This is a genomic window from Aeromicrobium senzhongii, assembly GCF_014334735.1.
GTDB classification, from domain to species: domain Bacteria; phylum Actinomycetota; class Actinomycetes; order Propionibacteriales; family Nocardioidaceae; genus Aeromicrobium; species Aeromicrobium senzhongii.
The window spans coordinates 1,131,166-1,145,975 of the sequence record NZ_CP060587.1 but is presented as its reverse complement, the minus strand read 5'-3'; the positions used below and the strand labels follow the sequence as shown (position 1 = coordinate 1,145,975).

The following is a 14,810-nucleotide window of genomic DNA, read 5'->3' as shown; positions in this document are numbered from 1 at the left end:
GGCGCCATGACGAGGGCCGCGGACGACCGCTTGCGACGCTGGCTGCTCCGGTGGTCCCGCACCGTGACCCTGCGCCAGACCCTCCTGGCGATCGCCGCGGTGGCCGTGCTGGCCTCGGGCCTGTTCGGAGGCCTGGCCACCGCCACCCCCGAGGGTCCCGCCGAGCTGGAGGTGGGTCGGACGATCCACGCCGAGCCGTTCGACCTCTCGATCGAGCGGGCCCGCCAGGTCGACGATCTCGGACTCGGCGGCGAGCCCCGCGGCCGTTCCATCGCCGTCGTCGCGAAGCTCACGAACACCTCGGACCATCCCGTGTACGGCAGCCAGATCGGCCGGACCCTCCAGCTGCGCGGGCTCGACGGCGTCTACCGGGGAGCCTCCGGCGACGAGACGGGTCCCAGCGAGCAGGCGACGCCCCAGGTCCTGGTCCTCGCGGACGCGAGCATCCTCGGCACCGCCGCTCCGGGGCTGGAGTACGAGGTGGCGTTCGTGTGGGAGCAGGCCGAGTCCGAGCCCGTGCCGACCCGGGCGACGGTCGCCGTCGCCGCGCACACCTGGCGCAAGAGCCGGCTCGACGACCAGTTCCTGTGGTTCGACCCCGTGGTGACCCACTCCGGCGACCTCGCCGTCGAGCCGGGACGTGAGTCGTGAGCCGGCTGGTGCCACGGCGCCCTCCCGCGACCGCCGGCGTGCTGGTCGTGCTCGCCCTGGTGCTGGGTCAATGGCTCCACCAGCAACTGCCGGAGCGCGTCTCGTCGTCGCGGCCGTTCGAGGAGCAGGTCGCGGTGGGCGACACGGTGAGCCTGCGGACCGGTGACGTCGAGGTCCTCTCCGTCGAGGGCGCCACGTCGGTCGCGCCCGCGGGCGGGCAGGTCCTGGTCTCCCCCGGTGTCTTCGTCGCCGTCGAGTTCACCTTCACGCCGCGTGGCGAGTCCTCGTCGTTGCGGTACGCCGCCCTGCGCGACAACGCCGGCCGGGTCCTGCCGTTCTTCGGCTCCAGCGGACGCAGCTCGATCACCTGCACGGGCCGCCTCGTGGACCGGCCGACCCGGTGCCTGGCGGTCGTCGAGGCCGATCCCGCCACGGTGCCGGGGGCCCGGATCGCCGTCGCACCGAGCGACATCGACGAGCGCTGGGACTCGATGGCCGTCATCGACCTGGCGGCCACCCGCCAGTTGGTCCAGAAGTGGAGTGCCCGCAGCGAGCCGCTGGAGCTGCCCGAGGCCGGCGTCATGACCCGGACGGAGGCATCGTGACCGGCACCCTCGAGCACCGCCGCACGTGGTGGCAGCGCAATCGCATCGGCCTGCTGGCGCTGCCGCTGGCGCTCGCGCTGGCCCTGGCCGCCGGCAGCTCGCGGCTGCACGACTACTGGTGGACGCACGGCTTCCACGACCCGGTCCCCGTCTCCGGCGGCGCCGCGTCCCTGGTCGACCAGTACGACGACGGTCACCTGCGCTACCCCATCGAGGCCGAGTACTCCGTGGCCTCGTTCGTGCCGGCGGAGGACCTGCGCCTGCTCGGCGGAGATCCGCTGCCGGACGGTGTGCGCGCCTGGCGACTGAGCCTGGCGGTCGAGGCCGATCCCGACACCGTGCTGACCGGTTGCACCGTCGCGATCGTGGACACGGCGGGCAGCCTGCACCGCGAGTCCGATGCGGGGATGACCCTCGACGGCTCACGCTTCTCGACCTGCGTCCCGGCCGACACCCCGGGCCCCCAGCCCGAGTTCGGCAGTGCCGCGGCCCCGCGGCTGCTCGAGGAGGACGACGTCCGGCCGCCCACCTTCACCACCGACACCGTGTTCCTGCTGCCGCAGGAGGCGGTCCCGGCGGCGGTGCGGCTCTGGTACTCGCTGCCTCGCCACGTCGAGCTGCCGCTGGAGCCCTCAGGCGTCTGAGCCCGCTGCGGCCGTCTCCTGCGCCCACCGGCGCTGGTTGGTCAGGATGCGGTCGATGGCGGCGGCCAGGAGCCCGGCCAGGACGACGTACTCCAGCGCCGACGCCGTGATGTCCAGCCACGGGGCGAACGCCAGGGCCGTGTCGCGGTCCCGCGGTCCCAGCACCAGGCGCCACAGCTCGTTGACGAGGGCGTTGGCCTGGTCGGCGATCACGAAGACCAGGCAGAACATCACCATCGGCACGAGACCGCCCAGGGCCAGGACGCGGAACCCGTCCCGCAGTCCGCTGAAGCGGCCCCGGAACCCCGAGGTCGCCTCCCCCGCCCACCGCCTGACCACGGCCGGTGTGCGAGCACCGACGGCAGCCAGCCTGCGAGGCGCACGCAGCCGGGTCGCGCGGGGCGGCGGCGGGGCGATGCTGCTGCCGAAGACGACAGCGGCGACGGTCAGCCAGGCCAGCGGCACGAGCACCACGTCGTCGGCGTTGTCGATGAACGTGCCGACCCATCCCACGACGGTCGCCACCGGGTCGCCGATCGGCCCGAGGACCTCGATCGCCTCGGCCCAACGGTCCTGCACCCAATGGACGAACCGCCGCTCGGTGATCCACTGCCAGGCCCGGTCCTGGTAGCTCGTGAACGTCACGCCCAGGGTGACGATCCACAGCGTCTCGACGTAGGCGGCGCCGAACGCGAGGGGCCGACTGCGCGCCGGCAGGTCGAACCGGTCGAACAGGAAGCGCAGCACCAGCGCGACGACCACGATCCCCACCAGCAGCCAGCCGGTGGCGATCGCCGTGCGATCGACGTTCGCCGACTCGCCGTAGAAGACCGCCGCACTGCCGTAGAGCTCGTCGTAGGTGGCCTCGTTCACGTAGGCCTCGACGTCCTGCTTCAGCATCCCCTGCGCGGCGTAGACCGTGAGGAAGGGCAGCAGGGCTCCTGCCACGACGCCGAGCCAGCCGTCCGTGTGCGGGGCCGTCCCGGGCGACGGCGCCGAGGTGTCGGCGACCAGCGACGTCAACGAGGTCGAGACGACCAGCAGCATCGCGATGATCGCGACGAGGGTCGACAGCGGCGCCAGCGGGATGACCAGACCGGCCAGCGTCGAGTGGTTCTCGCTCAGGGCGACGGCCAGCCACAGGAAGCCCCAGCGGCCGGCGGCTCCCAGCAGGAAGATCGTGGCCAGCACGGGCCAGTGCGCCCCGGCGAGCCGGAAGCCGTTCCACACGACCGCGATCGCGTCGCGCAGCACCCCCCGGACCTCGCCCATGGGCGGTGAGTCTAGGGCCATCGACGCAGTGCCTAGACCGGAATGCTCACAGTCCGGGAGCTCCCCAGATGGCGAGCCATCGACCCAGGTCGGGCTCGATCGGCACGTCCTTCTCGATCAGGGCCCGCATCCGCAGCTCGGTGGGGTTGTCGCGCCGGCGCGCGCCCGAGGGATCGGGGACGAACGGGTAGAACGTGCCCCGCTTGAACAGGTAGACCAGGGCCAACCGGTGACCCTCGTGCTCGAACACCACGGTGGAGCACAGCATCGCGGTGTCGAAGCCCTGGTCGGCCATCGTGGAGTTCACGGCGTGCAGGTCAGTGACGAGGCCCGCGACGTCGCCCGACGGCCGGGCGACCTCCAGCCACGAGAACCCGAACTCGTCATGGTTCAGCTCGACCGAGGCGGTGGGGTCGGTCCGGATCATCTCCTGCGCCGACGCGATCACCTCGTCGTCCGCGCGCCCCTCACCGTCGCGGAAGCACACCGCACCCTGCCCGGTGAACGCGAAGCCCTCGGCCTGCAGGGTCAGGGCCGCCTGCGGGACCGAGAACAGGACGTCCAGGTTCGCCTTCGGGGGCTTGCTACGGCCGAGCAGACCGTCGAGGAAGCCCACGTCAGCGTCGCTCGGACAGGTCGGCGCCGATTTGGGCGAGCTGGTCGAGGCGAGCCTGCAACGGCGGGTGCGTCGACATCAGCTCCTGCACGCTCTGCCCGTTGACGGCCGGGGCGATGAAGAAGGCGTTCATCGACTGCGCCTCGCGCAGGTCGGAGGTGGGGATCCGGGCCATGTCACCCGAGATCTTCACCAGCGCCGACGCCAGCTTCGACGGACGGCCCGTGAGGTAGGCGCCCGAGCGGTCGGCACTGAGCTCGCGGTACCGCGACAGCGCGCGCGTGAGGATGAAGCTGATCGCCGACACGACGACGCTGACCAAGATGACGACGATCATCGCCGGGCCGCTGTTGCGGTCGCGGCCGCCGCCGAACCACATGCCCCAGCGGGTCAGGAAGCCCGCCAGCAGGCCGAGCGAGGACGCCACCGTCATGACCGAGACGTCGCGGTTGGCGACGTGCGCCAGCTCGTGGGCCAGCACGCCCTCCAGCTCGTCGGCGTCGAGGCGCTGCATGATGCCGGTCGTGACGCACACGGCGGAGTGGCTCGGCGAGCGACCGGTCGCGAAGGCGTTCGGCATCTCGGTCACCGCCACGGCGACGCGCGGCTTCGGCATGTCGGCCAGCGCGACGAGCCGGTCGATCATCGCGTGCAGCTCGGGCGCCTGCTCGGGCTCGACGACGTGGGCGCCCATCGACTTGAGCGCGAGCGAGTCGGAGAAGTACCACTGTCCCCACGACATGCCGAGCACGACGACCAGGCCGAACACCATGTTGGTGCTCGAGATCAGGAACGCGCCGAACGCCACGTAGAGCAGGACCAGTCCCAGCCCGACCCCGCCCATGCGCAGGGTCAGGCCGCGGTCACTGCGAAATCTGGTGCGGGCCATGGTCGTCTCCCTCCACGCGGCGCGGCTCGGTGGGGACCGAGTCGAGCGCCTCGTCGAATCGTCGCAGCAGCGCCTCGTCCTGCGACTCCCCCGGTCGCGTGAGGATGCCCTCGTTCATCAGCTCGTCCACCGCGTCGGCGGTGGCCTCCAGCTCGCGGGTGTGCCGCTCGGCGTCGGCCATCACCCGGCCCACCTCGCCGCTCGTCGCGCCGATCCCGGCGGTGGCGCCTTGGATCTCCTGGCGCGCCTGGGCGGCGGAGTACCGGGCCGCGAGCGTGTCCTTGCGGACCCGGAAGTCCTCGATCTGGCGCTCGATCGACGCGGCCGAGCCGTTCAGCCGGTCCTCCTCGGACCTCAGCTGCGCCCGGCGCTCGTCGAGCTCGGTCGCCGCCTTCTCCAGCGTCACCTGGCGTTCGAGTGCGCGGCGGGCGTCGGCGTCGTCGCCGCGGCCGACCGCGGCCTTCGCCTCGGCGCCGGCGGTCTCGATCTCGCGGCGCAGCCCGGCGAGCTGGATCTCGACCCGCTTGCGACTGGTCGAGACGTCGGCGACGCCACGGCGCACCTGGGCCAGCAACTGGGACTGGGTGCGGTACGCCTCGTCGAGACGCTCGCGCACCTCCTCCAGCCCAGGGCCGTCGCCGCCGTTCTTGCGCGCGCGGAACAGCCGCGTGACACGTCCCCAGATCCCGCCGTCAGCCATGGCACCACCCTAGCCGTGCGCACCAGCATGGGGCCCGGCCTTGTAGGGTCCATGGCGTGAACGACGCAGCCGATCCGACCCCTCAGCGCAAGAGCGGACCCACCCGCAGCCGCAAGGAGGCCGAGGCCGCCCGCAAGGCCCAGATGAAGCGCCCCCTGACCCGCAAGGAGCAGGCCGAGCGCGAGCGCCGTCGTCGTGCGGCCGCTCGCGACAAGCAGCGTCAGGCGCTCATGGGTGGCGGCTCGACCGCCGACCTGCCGGCCCGCGACCGTGGTCCGGCCAAGGCCCTCGCCCGCGACGCCGTCGACCGACGCCGCACCGTCGCCGAGTTTATGCTGCCGATCCTGGTGGTCATCCTCGTGCTCAGCTTCTTCCCGTCACTGGCCTCGGTCGTCTTCAGCCTCTGGACCGTCACGATCTTCGCGACGATCCTCGACGAGGTCTGGCTGCTGATCACGCTCAAGCGCGAGCTGACCAAGCGCTTCACGAAGCCCGAGCGCCGCGGCGCGATGCTCTACGCCGTCCTGCGCAGCACGCAGATCCGTCGCATGCGCCTGCCGAAGCCCGCCATCGAGGTCGGGCAGCCGCTGCGCGAGCACTACTGAGCCGGGGGCCTACTCCGGCCGCAGCGACATCGGCCCGTAGACCTCGGTCCCGTCCTGCAACAGGCGCACGCGCTCGACCCCGTCCTCGAGCAGGTCCTCGAAGCTCGTGCCGATCCAGGTCTCGGCCTCGCTGCGCTGGTCGAACGTCTCGGACGTGCCGGTCGCCTCGCCGGCGCTGTTCTCGTACTGCCAGGACCAGGTCATCTCAGCTCTCCTTGGTCGATGCTCGGACGAACGGGGGCTTGGTGACCGTGAAGGACTCGGCGCGGCCGCGCACGTCGACCGTGACGGTCGAGCCGTCCTCGACGGACGGCTCGAGCAGGGCCAGGCCGATGCCCTGACGCAACGTCGGCGAGAAGGTGCCCGACGTGACCTCGCCGAGGGTGGCGCCGTCCGCGTCGTGGACCGCCATCCCGGGACGCGGGATGCCGCGTCCCTGCGAGAGCAGGCCGCGCAGCGTGCGCACCTTCTTCTCGGCGCGCTGGCGCTCGAGCGCCTCCTTGCCCCAGAACGTGGGCTTGGACCACCCGATCGCCCAGCCGGTGCGCGCCATGACGGGCGTGACCTCGGCCGACAGCTCGTGACCGTGCAACGGGTAGCCCATCTCGGTGCGCAGGGTGTCGCGGGCGGCGAGCCCACAGGCGCGGATGCCCAGCGACTCCCCCGCCGCCATGGCGGCGTCCCAGACGGCGACGGCGTCCTCGGCCGGGACCACGAGCTCGTAGCCGCGCTCGCCGGTGTACCCCGTCCGGCAGACCGTGAGCTCGACACCGTCGACCGTCCCGGTGGTGAAGGACATGTACTCGTGATCGGCCCGCAGGCCGAGAGCTGCGAGCAGCTCGTCGCTGGACGGCCCCTGGATCGCCAGCACGGCGTGGTCGCGGTGCTGGTTCTCGACCTCGATCCCCTCGGGCGCGGCTGCCTGCAGCCGACGCACGACCTCCGCGTTGTTGGCGGCGTTCGGGATCAGGAAGACCTCGAAGTCACTGCGCAGGTAGGCGATGAGGTCGTCGATCGTGCCTCCGTCCTCGGAGCAGCACAACGTGTACTGCGCCTTGCCCGGCGTGATGCGGCCCAGGTCGTTGGTCAGGCAGGAGTTCACGAACCCCGCCGCACCGGTGCCGCGCACGAGGGCCTTGCCCAGGTGGCTGACGTCGAACAGGCCGACCGCCTCGCGGACGGCCTTGTGCTCGGCGAGCACACCGCCACCGGCGTACTCGAGGGGCATCGACCACCCACCGAACTCGGAGAACTTGGCGCCGAGCGCCTCGTGTCGCTCGCGCAAGGGCGACTGGAGCAGGTCCATGCGGGCCAAACTACCGCTGACTACAGTGGCTGCATGTCCACGGTCCAGTTGCGTGCCTCCCTGCCCACCGTCGATGCCGTCGTGGCCCTGCTGCCGTCCGGTGCGGAGCTCCCGAGCGGAGTCCCGTGGGCGGCCTTCGGCTTCACCGGCGAGTCCGGCGACGTGGCCGTCGTCCCCAGCGGGGACGAGCAGGTGACGGCGTGGGTCGTCACCGCGGCCGAGCCCGACGCCGAGCAGCAGCGTCGTGCCGTCGCCAATGGTCTGCGCGCGGTGCCGAAGGCCACCCGGATCGGCATCGATCCCAGCCGCCTGCCCGAGCCCGACCTGGCCGCCATCGCGGAGGCTGCGGTGCTGACGACCTACACCTACCTCGACTACAAGGGCACCGAGGCCCGCGAGAAGACCACGGTCGTCGACACCGTGACGATCCTGAGCCCCGACGCCCGCAAGGCCGCGACCAAGCGACTCGTCGACGAGGCCGTCGTGGTCGCCGAAGCCACCTGCGTGGCCCGCGACTGGGTCAACACTCCTCCCGGCGACCTGCGTCCGCCCTCGTTCGCCGACGCGATCAAGGCAGCGGCTCCGGCCGGCGTGCGCGTCACCGTCTGGGACGAGAAGCGTCTCGCCAAGGAGAACTGCGGCGGCATCCTGGGCGTCGGCGCCGGCTCGGACGCCCCGCCGCGCCTGGTCCGCCTGACCTACAACCCCGAGGGCGCTACGAAGCACCTCGCGCTCGTGGGCAAGGGCATCACCTTCGACTCGGGCGGCCTCTCGCTCAAGCCGGGCGCCTCGATGATGACGATGAAGTGCGACATGGGCGGCGCAGCCGCGATCGTCGCCGCGACGAACGCCATCGCGCGCCTCGGCCTGCCGATCCGCGTGACGGCGTACGCCTGCATCGCCGAGAACCTGCCCAGCGGAACGGCCACGCGCCCCGGCGACGTCCTGCGCATGCGCTCGGGCGCCACCGTCGAGGTGCACAACACCGACGCCGAGGGCCGCCTGGTCCTGGCCGACGGGCTGGCCCTCGCGGTCGAGGACGAGCCCGACCACGTGATCGACGTCGCCACGCTGACCGGCGCCGCGATGGTCGCCCTGGGCACGCGCACCACCGCCGTCCTGGGCAACGACGACGACCTGCAGGAGCGCGTGCTGGCCGCGGCCGAGCTCGCGGGCGAGCCGATGTGGCGCCTGCCCATCACCGAGGAGATCGGCGCGGCCGTGAAGACCTCGTCGATCGCCGACCTGCGCCAGCACAACCCGAAGCCCTACGGCGGCACGCTGTTCGCCGCCGCCTTCCTGCGTGCCTTCGTCGGCGACGCCTCGTGGGCCCACCTGGACATCGCCGGACCGGGGTACAACGACGGCGGTGCGTTCGACTACACGCCCGGCGGCGGCACCGGTGCCGGCGTGCGCACGCTCGTCCGCCTCGCCCGCGACCTCGGCTGACCCCGGTGTCAGCCTTCGACGACCTCCTGCTCGCCGAGCAGGAGGCCTCCGGCCAGGCGTCCGTCACCGCCGCGCTGGTGCGCGACGGCGCGCTGCAGTGGTCGGGCGCGGTCGGCACGGTCGACGGACGCGACGGTGCCCCCGCGACGCCCGCGACCCCGTACCGGATCGGCTCGATCACCAAGACGTTCGTCGCCGTCGAGGTGATGCGGCTGCGTGACGAGGGCCGGCTCGATCTCGCCGATCGCATTGAACGGCACCTGCCCGACGTGCCGTTCGGCCACGTCACGATCGCCCAGCTGTTGTCCCACACGTCGGGGTTGCAGGCCGAGACGAACGGACCGTGGTGGGAGCGCACTCCGGGCGGCGACTGGGACGAGCTCATCGGCTCGGGCCTGGAGCTGGTCCACACTCCCGGGACGCGCTTCCACTACTCGAACGTCGGCTTCGCCGTCCTGGGCCGTCTCGTCGCGGTGCTGCGCCGGACCTCCTGGTTCGACGCCGTCCGCGTGGGGATCCTCGAGCCGCTCGGGATGCAAGGCGTCACGCTGCAACCCGGCGGCGGCGCGGCGGTGGGCCTGTCCCACCACCCCCTCGACGATCGCCTCATGGTCGAGCCCCATCACGACGCCGGAGCGATGGCGCCCGCCGGGCAGCTGTGGGCCGGCGCCGAGGAGCTGGCCCGTTGGGCCGCCTTCGCCGCCGGCGACACCGGCGACGTGCTCTCGGCCGCGACCTGGGCCGAGATGGTCGTCCCGCTCGCCGTGGACGATCGGCCCGGCGTCCCCTGGGCGACCGCGCAGGCACTGGGCTGGCGCATCTGGCCGGGCAACGGATCGGGCCGTCTGGTCGGCCACGGCGGCTCGATGCCCGGATTCCTGGCCACCGCCATCGCCGAGCCGGAGAGCGGCTGGGGCGTCGTCGTCCTCACCAACGACACGCTGCGGCTGGGCGACCTCGCCACCGGGCTGCTCGAGGCAGCCCGGATGCTGGACCAGCGACCCACGCCCGCGACCGCCGTGGAGCCGGCGCCCGACGTGGCCGATCTGGTGGGCGACTGGTTCTGGGGTCCTGTCCCGTACCGGCTCGAGGCGACGGCCGACGGCTTCCATCTCTCCGACGCCATGGCCAACCGGCGCTCGCGCTTCGTGCGCGACGGTGACGGCTGGCGCGGGCTGGACACCTACTTCGCCGGCGAGCGCCTGGTGGTGCGGCCCGACGGGGCCCTGGACCTGGCCTCGTTCATCCTCAGCCGCGAGCCCTACGACCCGGCGGTCGCGCACCCCGGCGGCCTGGACCCCCGCGGCTGGCACTGAGGCCGGGGCCGACGCTGCTCAGAGACCGAGCGTGCGGGCGGCCTGCTCGACCTTGTCCCAGCGACTCCGGTCGCCGCCGGTGCGGTCCGGGTGGGCCTGGGCGCGCGCCGCGCGCAGGACCCGCTCGAGGTCGGACTTGGACGGGTTGCGCGGCAACGGGTCGGTGCCGGCGATCGTCTCGAGCGTCATGATCGCGCCGAACTGCGACGGGCTGTAGTCGCCGCGCTCAACCTCGACACTGGTCTTCTTGGCGCTGGCGCGCGCGTTGTAGTCGCGCATCCGCTGGGGATAGCCCACGCGATTCGCGTCGTAGACCGGGATCTTCAGGCTGCGCGCCAGGTCGGCGGCGGCCTTCTCGTTGGGGATGCGGCGACGGGTCCACTCGCCGTCGGAGGCGACGAACACGACCGTCGTCTGCGTGACGGTGGTCTTGGGCTCGACATACGCCTCGACCCCCGTCCGGGTGGTCGCGAACTCACGCAGGGCGGCCAGGTCGGCCCGCGTGGCGTCGCGGTCGGACACGACGGCACCGGCATCGGTGCGGCGGCGACGCTTGAAAAGACCCACGGCGCAATTCTGCCGGACGCGGCCCACTGACGACGCCAACCTCGCCGCAACCGGGCCATCCGCGGCTCCCCGGTGGCAGTCGTCACCGAGCAGGTGACAAGATGACATGAGACCACCTACCCGGAGGACATCGTGCCCGACGACGCACCCCATTCGTTCGACATCGTCATTCTCGGAGCCGGAAGCGGGGGCTATGCGTGCGCACTGCGCGCCGTCCAGCTCGGCAAGACCGTTGCCATGATCGAGAAGGCCAAGGTGGGTGGCACGTGCCTCCACGAAGGCTGCATCCCCACCAAGGCGCTGCTGCACGCGGCCGAGGTCGCCCAGACCGCCCGCGAGGGTGACTCGATCGGCGTCCACACCAGCTTCGACGGCGTCGACATGACCAAGGTCAACGCCTACAAGCAGGGCGTGATCGACCGCCTCTACAAGGGACTCACCGGCTTGGTGAAGTCCGGCGGCATCACCGTCATCGAGGGCGAGGGCAAGCTCGTCGACGCCAAGACCGTCGAGGTCGACGGCCAGCGCTACACCGGCACGAACGTCGTGCTCGCCACGGGCTCGGAGCCGCGCACGCTCGGCATCGAGATCGGCGGCCGGGTCATGACCAGCGACCAGGCCCTGCGCATGGACGAGGTCCCGAAGCGCGCCGTCATCATCGGCGGCAGCGTCATCGGCGTCGAGTTCGCCTCCGTGTGGAACTCCTTCGGCGCCGAGGTCACGATCATCGAGGCCCTCCCGACGCTCGTCCCGCTCGAGGACCCGATCCTCAGCAAGGGCCTCGAGCGCGCCTTCCGCAAGCGCAAGATCGGCTTCAAGACCGGGGTCAAGTTCACCGGCGTCGAGCAGAACGACGACGGCGCCGTCGTCACCCTCGAGAACGGCGACACCATCGAGACCGACGTCGTCCTGGTCGCCGTGGGCCGTGGCCCGCGCTCGGCCGGGCTCGGCTTCGAGGAGGCCGGCGTCAACGTCGAGCGCGGCTGGGTCCCCACCGACGAGCGCTTGCGCACCAACGTCGACGGCGTCTTCGCGGTCGGCGACCTCGTGCCCGGCCTGCAGCTGGCGCACCGCGGCTTCGCCCACGGCATCTTCGTGGCCGAGGAGATCGCGGGCCTCAACCCGCGCCCCGTCATCGACTCGAACATCCCCCGCGTCACCTACTGCGAGCCCGAGTTGGCGTCGGTCGGTCTGACCGAGGCCCAGGCCAAGGAGAAGCACGGCGAGGTCGAGACGGTCGAGTACAACCTCGGCGGCAACGGCAAGAGCCAGATCCTGCAGACCGCGGGTGTCGTGAAGGTCGTCCGCGAGAAGGACGGCCCGATCGTGGGTGTCCACATGCTCGGCGCGCGCATGGGCGAGCAGATCGGCGAGGCGACGCTCTGGGTCGGCTGGGAGGCCTACCCCGACGACGTCGCGGAGTTCATCCACGCCCACCCCACCCAGAACGAATCCCTCGGCGAGGCGGCTCTCGCCCTGGCCGGCAAGCCGCTGCACTCGCACGCCTGAGATCAAGGACAACGACACATGGCAACCGAAGTCACCCTTCCCGCGCTCGGCGAGTCCGTCACCGAGGGCACCGTCACCCAGTGGCTCAAGTCCGTCGGCGACACGATCGAGGTCGACGAGCCGCTGCTGGAGATCTCGACCGACAAGGTCGACACCGAGATCCCCTCCCCCGTCGCCGGCACGATCCTCGAGATCCGGGCCGAGGAGGACGACACCGTCGAGGTGGGCGCCGTGCTGGCGATCATCGGCGACGAGGGCGAGTCCTCGTCCGACGGTGGCTCCGACGCGGCCGAGGCCGCGGGCGACACGAACCTGGACGGCGACGAGGCCGAGGTCGAGCCCCAGTCCGAGGAGCCGGCCGCCGAGGCCGAGGAGCCGGCCGCCGAGCCCGAGGAGGAGGCGCCCGCCCCCGAGCCCGAGGCCAAGCCGGCGTCGTCCGGCAGCGCACAGGGCCAGGCCGTCACGCTGCCCGCCCTGGGCGAGTCCGTCACCGAGGGCACCGTCACCCAGTGGCTCAAGTCCGTCGGCGACACCGTCGAGGTCGACGAGCCGCTGCTGGAGATCTCGACCGACAAGGTCGACACCGAGATCCCCTCGCCCGTCGCCGGCACGCTGCTGGAGATCAAGGTCGCCGAGGACGAGACGGTCGAGGTCGGCGCCGAGCTGGCGATCATCGGCGAGGAGGGTGCGGCTCCCGCCGAGTCGCAGCCCGAGCCCGAGCCGGAGCCGGAGCCCGAGCCCGAGCCCGAGCCCAAGGCTGAAGAGCCCAAGGCCGAGGAGCCGAAGGCTGAAGAGCCGAAGGCTGAAGAGCCCCAGCAGGAGCAGCCGAAGGCGCAGGAGTCCGACTCCTCCGACGGCTCGAGCGAGGGCTACGTGACGCCGATCGTGCGCAAGCTGGCCAAGCAGCACGGCGTGGACCTGGCGACCGTCACCGGCTCCGGTGTCGGCGGCCGCATCCGCAAGCAGGACATCCTCGACGCCGCCGAGAAGAACAAGGCGGCCCAGGCCCCGGCCCAGGAGTCGGCACCGGCCGCTTCCGCGGCGCCGGCGTCCGAGCCGTCCCCGCTGCGTGGTCGCACCGACAAGCTGACCCGGCTGCGCAAGACCATCGCCACGCGCATGGTCGAGTCGCTGCAGGTCGCGGCGCAGCTCACGCAGGTGCACGAGGTCGACGTCACCGAGGTCGTGCGACTGCGTGCCCAGCACAAGGACGCGTTCCTGGAGCGCGAGGGCGTCAAGCTGACCTACCTCCCGTTCTTCGCGAAGGCGGCCATCGAGGCGCTCAAGCAGTACCCGCAGGTCAACGCGGCGCTCGACCTCGAGGGCGGCACCGTCACCTACCCCGACGGCGAGCACCTGTCGATCGCGGTCGACACCGAGCGCGGCCTGCTGGCTCCGACCATCAAGGACGCGGGCGACCTCAACATCGCCGGACTGGCACGCAAGATCGCCGACATCGCCGCCCGCACCCGCAACAACAAGGTGCTGCCCGACGAGCTCTCCGGCGGGACGTTCTCGATCACGAACCTGGGCAGCAACGGGGCCCTGTTCGACACGCCGATCATCAACCAGCCGCAGGTCGCGATCCTCGGCGTCGGCTCGATCGTCAAGCGCCCGGTCGTCATCACCGACGCGAACGGCTCCGAGTCCATCGCGATCCGCTCGATGGCCTACCTGGCCCTGACGTACGACCACCGCATCATCGACGGTGCCGACGCCGGTCGCTTCCTGACTGCGATCAAGGAGCGGCTGCAGGCCGGCGCCTTCGAGGGCGAGCTGGGCTGACCATGCAGGTCGTGGTGGGGGGCGCGTCGGGATTCCTCGGCGCGCCCCTCGTCCATCATCTGCGCCAGCGCGGACACGACGTCACCGCACTGGTGCGCCGCACGGCGGGCACCGGGGAGTCCTGGTGGAAGCCCTCCGAAGGCCTCGTCGACCAGGAGCTGATCAACTCGGCCGACGCCGTCGTCAACCTCTCCGGCTCCCCCATCCAGCAGTGGCCGCGCACCCCCGGGCGCAAGGCCGAGATCCTCTCCTCGCGCCTGGGCGCCACGGGCACGCTCGCCCGGGCCGTGGCCGCCGCACCCACGCCTCCGGCGTTCCTCTCGGGCTCCGGGATGTCCTGGTACGGCATCGATCGCGGCGCCGACGAACTGGACGAGACCTCCGAGCCCGGGACGGGCTTCCTCGCCGACGTCGCCCAGCAGTGGGAGGCCGCCGCCGCGCCCGCGGTGGAGGCCGGCGCCCGCGTGGCCTACCTGCGCACCTCGATCGTCCTGGACCGCTCCGGTGGCGCGCTCCAGCTGATGTTGCCGCCGTTCCGCCTGGGCCTGGGCGCTCGGCTCGGGGACGGCGACCAGTACTTCTCGACGATCTCGCGCCGTGACTGGGTGACAGCGGTGACGCACGTGCTCGAGGGCGAGCTGAGCGGTCCGGTCAACCTGGCCATCCCCGACGACGTCACCAATCGCGACTTCACCAGCACGCTCGCCTCGACCCTGCGCCGACCGGCCGTGCTGGCGGCACCGTCGTTCGCCGTCCGGCTCGCGCTCGGCGGACTCGCCGACGACCTGCTGGGATCGCTGCGCCTGCGTCCCGCCGCGCTGATGGCCGACGGGTTCTCCTTCGCCGACCCGGGCATCGACCGCGTGCTGCGCACGGCGCTCGGCCGGGGCGCCTGA

Annotated in this window: 16 protein-coding genes; 9 read left to right on the top strand and 7 right to left on the bottom strand. The window is 72.0% G+C overall.

The window, feature by feature from the left end; all coding sequences use genetic code 11:
• The first annotated feature begins 6 nt into the window (after window positions 1-6).
• The 3 genes from H9L21_RS05800 to H9L21_RS05790 are packed head-to-tail and all read left to right on the top strand — an operon-like array spanning window position 7 to window position 1,900.
• Window positions 7-651, top strand: coding sequence for a hypothetical protein (locus H9L21_RS05800; protein ID WP_154595303.1), 645 nt, complete (start codon window positions 7-9; stop codon window positions 649-651).
• Window positions 648-1,256, top strand: a complete 609-nt coding sequence (locus H9L21_RS05795; RefSeq protein WP_154595304.1) for a hypothetical protein — start codon at window positions 648-650, stop codon at window positions 1,254-1,256. Before H9L21_RS05800 ends, H9L21_RS05795 begins: the two co-directional genes overlap by 4 nt.
• Complete coding sequence (locus H9L21_RS05790; RefSeq protein WP_154595305.1) at window positions 1,253-1,900, top strand: hypothetical protein; 648 nt, start codon at window positions 1,253-1,255, stop codon at window positions 1,898-1,900. The genes H9L21_RS05795 and H9L21_RS05790 overlap by 4 nt, the downstream gene beginning before the upstream one ends.
• Here H9L21_RS05790 and H9L21_RS05785 read toward each other — a convergent pair.
• Genes H9L21_RS05785 through H9L21_RS05770 form a run of 4 tightly spaced genes read right to left on the bottom strand, consistent with a single transcriptional unit; the run spans window position 1,889 to window position 5,377 of the window.
• On the bottom strand, window positions 1,889-3,172 hold the full coding sequence (locus tag H9L21_RS05785; protein WP_154595306.1) for a hypothetical protein: 1,284 nt from the start codon (window positions 3,170-3,172) through the stop codon (window positions 1,889-1,891). The two genes, H9L21_RS05790 and H9L21_RS05785, sit on opposite strands and share 12 nt — an antisense overlap.
• A 46-nt stretch (window positions 3,173-3,218) precedes the next feature.
• The gene (gene pspAB / locus H9L21_RS05780; protein ID WP_187411839.1) at window positions 3,219-3,788 is read right to left on the bottom strand and encodes a PspA-associated protein PspAB; all 570 of its coding nucleotides are present in this window, start codon (window positions 3,786-3,788) and stop codon (window positions 3,219-3,221) included.
• A gap of 1 nt (window position 3,789) precedes the next feature.
• Window positions 3,790-4,677, bottom strand: a complete 888-nt coding sequence (gene htpX / locus H9L21_RS05775) for a zinc metalloprotease HtpX (RefSeq protein ID WP_154595307.1) — start codon at window positions 4,675-4,677, stop codon at window positions 3,790-3,792.
• Entirely contained in the window at window positions 4,652-5,377 is a 726-nt protein-coding gene (locus H9L21_RS05770) for a PspA/IM30 family protein (protein ID WP_154595308.1), read from the bottom strand. Before H9L21_RS05770 ends, htpX begins: the two co-directional genes overlap by 26 nt.
• A gap of 56 nt (window positions 5,378-5,433) precedes the next feature.
• Between H9L21_RS05770 and H9L21_RS05765 the strand changes: the two genes are divergently transcribed.
• Window positions 5,434-5,982: a DUF3043 domain-containing protein gene (locus tag H9L21_RS05765; RefSeq protein WP_154595309.1), complete on the top strand. Its 549-nt coding sequence runs from the start codon at window positions 5,434-5,436 to the stop codon at window positions 5,980-5,982.
• A gap of 9 nt (window positions 5,983-5,991) precedes the next feature.
• On the opposite strand, the gene H9L21_RS05760 is transcribed toward H9L21_RS05765, so the two are convergent.
• Both H9L21_RS05760 and gcvT read right to left on the bottom strand, forming a co-directional pair.
• A complete protein-coding gene (locus H9L21_RS05760; RefSeq protein WP_154595310.1) occupies window positions 5,992-6,186 on the bottom strand; it encodes a hypothetical protein in 195 nt (64 codons plus the stop codon).
• 1 nt (window position 6,187) lies between these two features.
• Window positions 6,188-7,288 (bottom strand): glycine cleavage system aminomethyltransferase GcvT, encoded by a 1,101-nt coding sequence (gene gcvT, locus H9L21_RS05755; protein WP_154595311.1) that lies wholly within the window; start codon window positions 7,286-7,288, stop codon window positions 6,188-6,190.
• A 33-nt stretch (window positions 7,289-7,321) separates the two neighbouring features.
• Between gcvT and H9L21_RS05750 the strand changes: the two genes are divergently transcribed.
• Both H9L21_RS05750 and H9L21_RS05745 read left to right on the top strand, forming a co-directional pair.
• Window positions 7,322-8,737: a leucyl aminopeptidase gene (locus H9L21_RS05750; RefSeq protein ID WP_154595312.1), complete on the top strand. Its 1,416-nt coding sequence runs from the start codon at window positions 7,322-7,324 to the stop codon at window positions 8,735-8,737.
• Window positions 8,738-8,742: 5 nt separating this feature from the next.
• Window positions 8,743-10,053 carry a serine hydrolase domain-containing protein gene (locus tag H9L21_RS05745; protein ID WP_187411838.1) on the top strand — a complete coding sequence of 437 codons (1,311 nt, stop codon included), beginning with the start codon at window positions 8,743-8,745 and terminating at the stop codon, window positions 10,051-10,053.
• Window positions 10,054-10,071: 18 nt separating this feature from the next.
• Here H9L21_RS05745 and H9L21_RS15340 read toward each other — a convergent pair whose 3' ends face one another.
• Window positions 10,072-10,620, bottom strand: coding sequence for a hypothetical protein (locus H9L21_RS15340; protein WP_222865861.1), 549 nt, complete (start codon window positions 10,618-10,620; stop codon window positions 10,072-10,074).
• A 132-nt stretch (window positions 10,621-10,752) separates the two neighbouring features.
• On the opposite strand from H9L21_RS15340, the gene lpdA reads away from it, so the two are divergent.
• From lpdA to H9L21_RS05725, 3 genes are read left to right on the top strand one after another with little or no spacing between them, the layout of a single operon-like run.
• Entirely contained in the window at window positions 10,753-12,129 is a 1,377-nt protein-coding gene (lpdA, locus tag H9L21_RS05735) for a dihydrolipoyl dehydrogenase (RefSeq protein WP_187411837.1), read from the top strand.
• 18 nt (window positions 12,130-12,147) lie between these two features.
• Complete coding sequence (gene sucB, locus H9L21_RS05730; RefSeq protein WP_154595313.1) at window positions 12,148-13,914, top strand: 2-oxoglutarate dehydrogenase, E2 component, dihydrolipoamide succinyltransferase; 1,767 nt, start codon at window positions 12,148-12,150, stop codon at window positions 13,912-13,914.
• A 2-nt stretch (window positions 13,915-13,916) separates the two neighbouring features.
• A complete protein-coding gene (locus tag H9L21_RS05725; RefSeq protein ID WP_154595314.1) occupies window positions 13,917-14,810 on the top strand; it encodes a TIGR01777 family oxidoreductase in 894 nt (297 codons plus the stop codon).

Bases quoted from the DNA above. Each gene is read 5' to 3' on its own strand.
- H9L21_RS05800 (WP_154595303.1), top strand. From the start codon at position 7: ATGACGAGGGCCGCGGACGACCGCTTGCGACGCTGGCTGCTCCGGTGG.
- H9L21_RS05785 (WP_154595306.1), bottom strand. From the start codon at position 3,172: ATGGGCGAGGTCCGGGGGGTGCTGCGCGACGCGATCGCGGTCGTGTGG.
- htpX (WP_154595307.1), bottom strand. From the start codon at position 4,677: ATGGCCCGCACCAGATTTCGCAGTGACCGCGGCCTGACCCTGCGCATG.
- H9L21_RS05770 (WP_154595308.1), bottom strand. From the start codon at position 5,377: ATGGCTGACGGCGGGATCTGGGGACGTGTCACGCGGCTGTTCCGCGCG.
- H9L21_RS05760 (WP_154595310.1), bottom strand. From the start codon at position 6,186: ATGACCTGGTCCTGGCAGTACGAGAACAGCGCCGGCGAGGCGACCGGC.
- gcvT (WP_154595311.1), bottom strand. From the start codon at position 7,288: ATGGACCTGCTCCAGTCGCCCTTGCGCGAGCGACACGAGGCGCTCGGC.
- H9L21_RS05750 (WP_154595312.1), top strand. From the start codon at position 7,322: ATGTCCACGGTCCAGTTGCGTGCCTCCCTGCCCACCGTCGATGCCGTC.
- sucB (WP_154595313.1), top strand. From the start codon at position 12,148: ATGGCAACCGAAGTCACCCTTCCCGCGCTCGGCGAGTCCGTCACCGAG.
- H9L21_RS05725 (WP_154595314.1), top strand. From the start codon at position 13,917: ATGCAGGTCGTGGTGGGGGGCGCGTCGGGATTCCTCGGCGCGCCCCTC.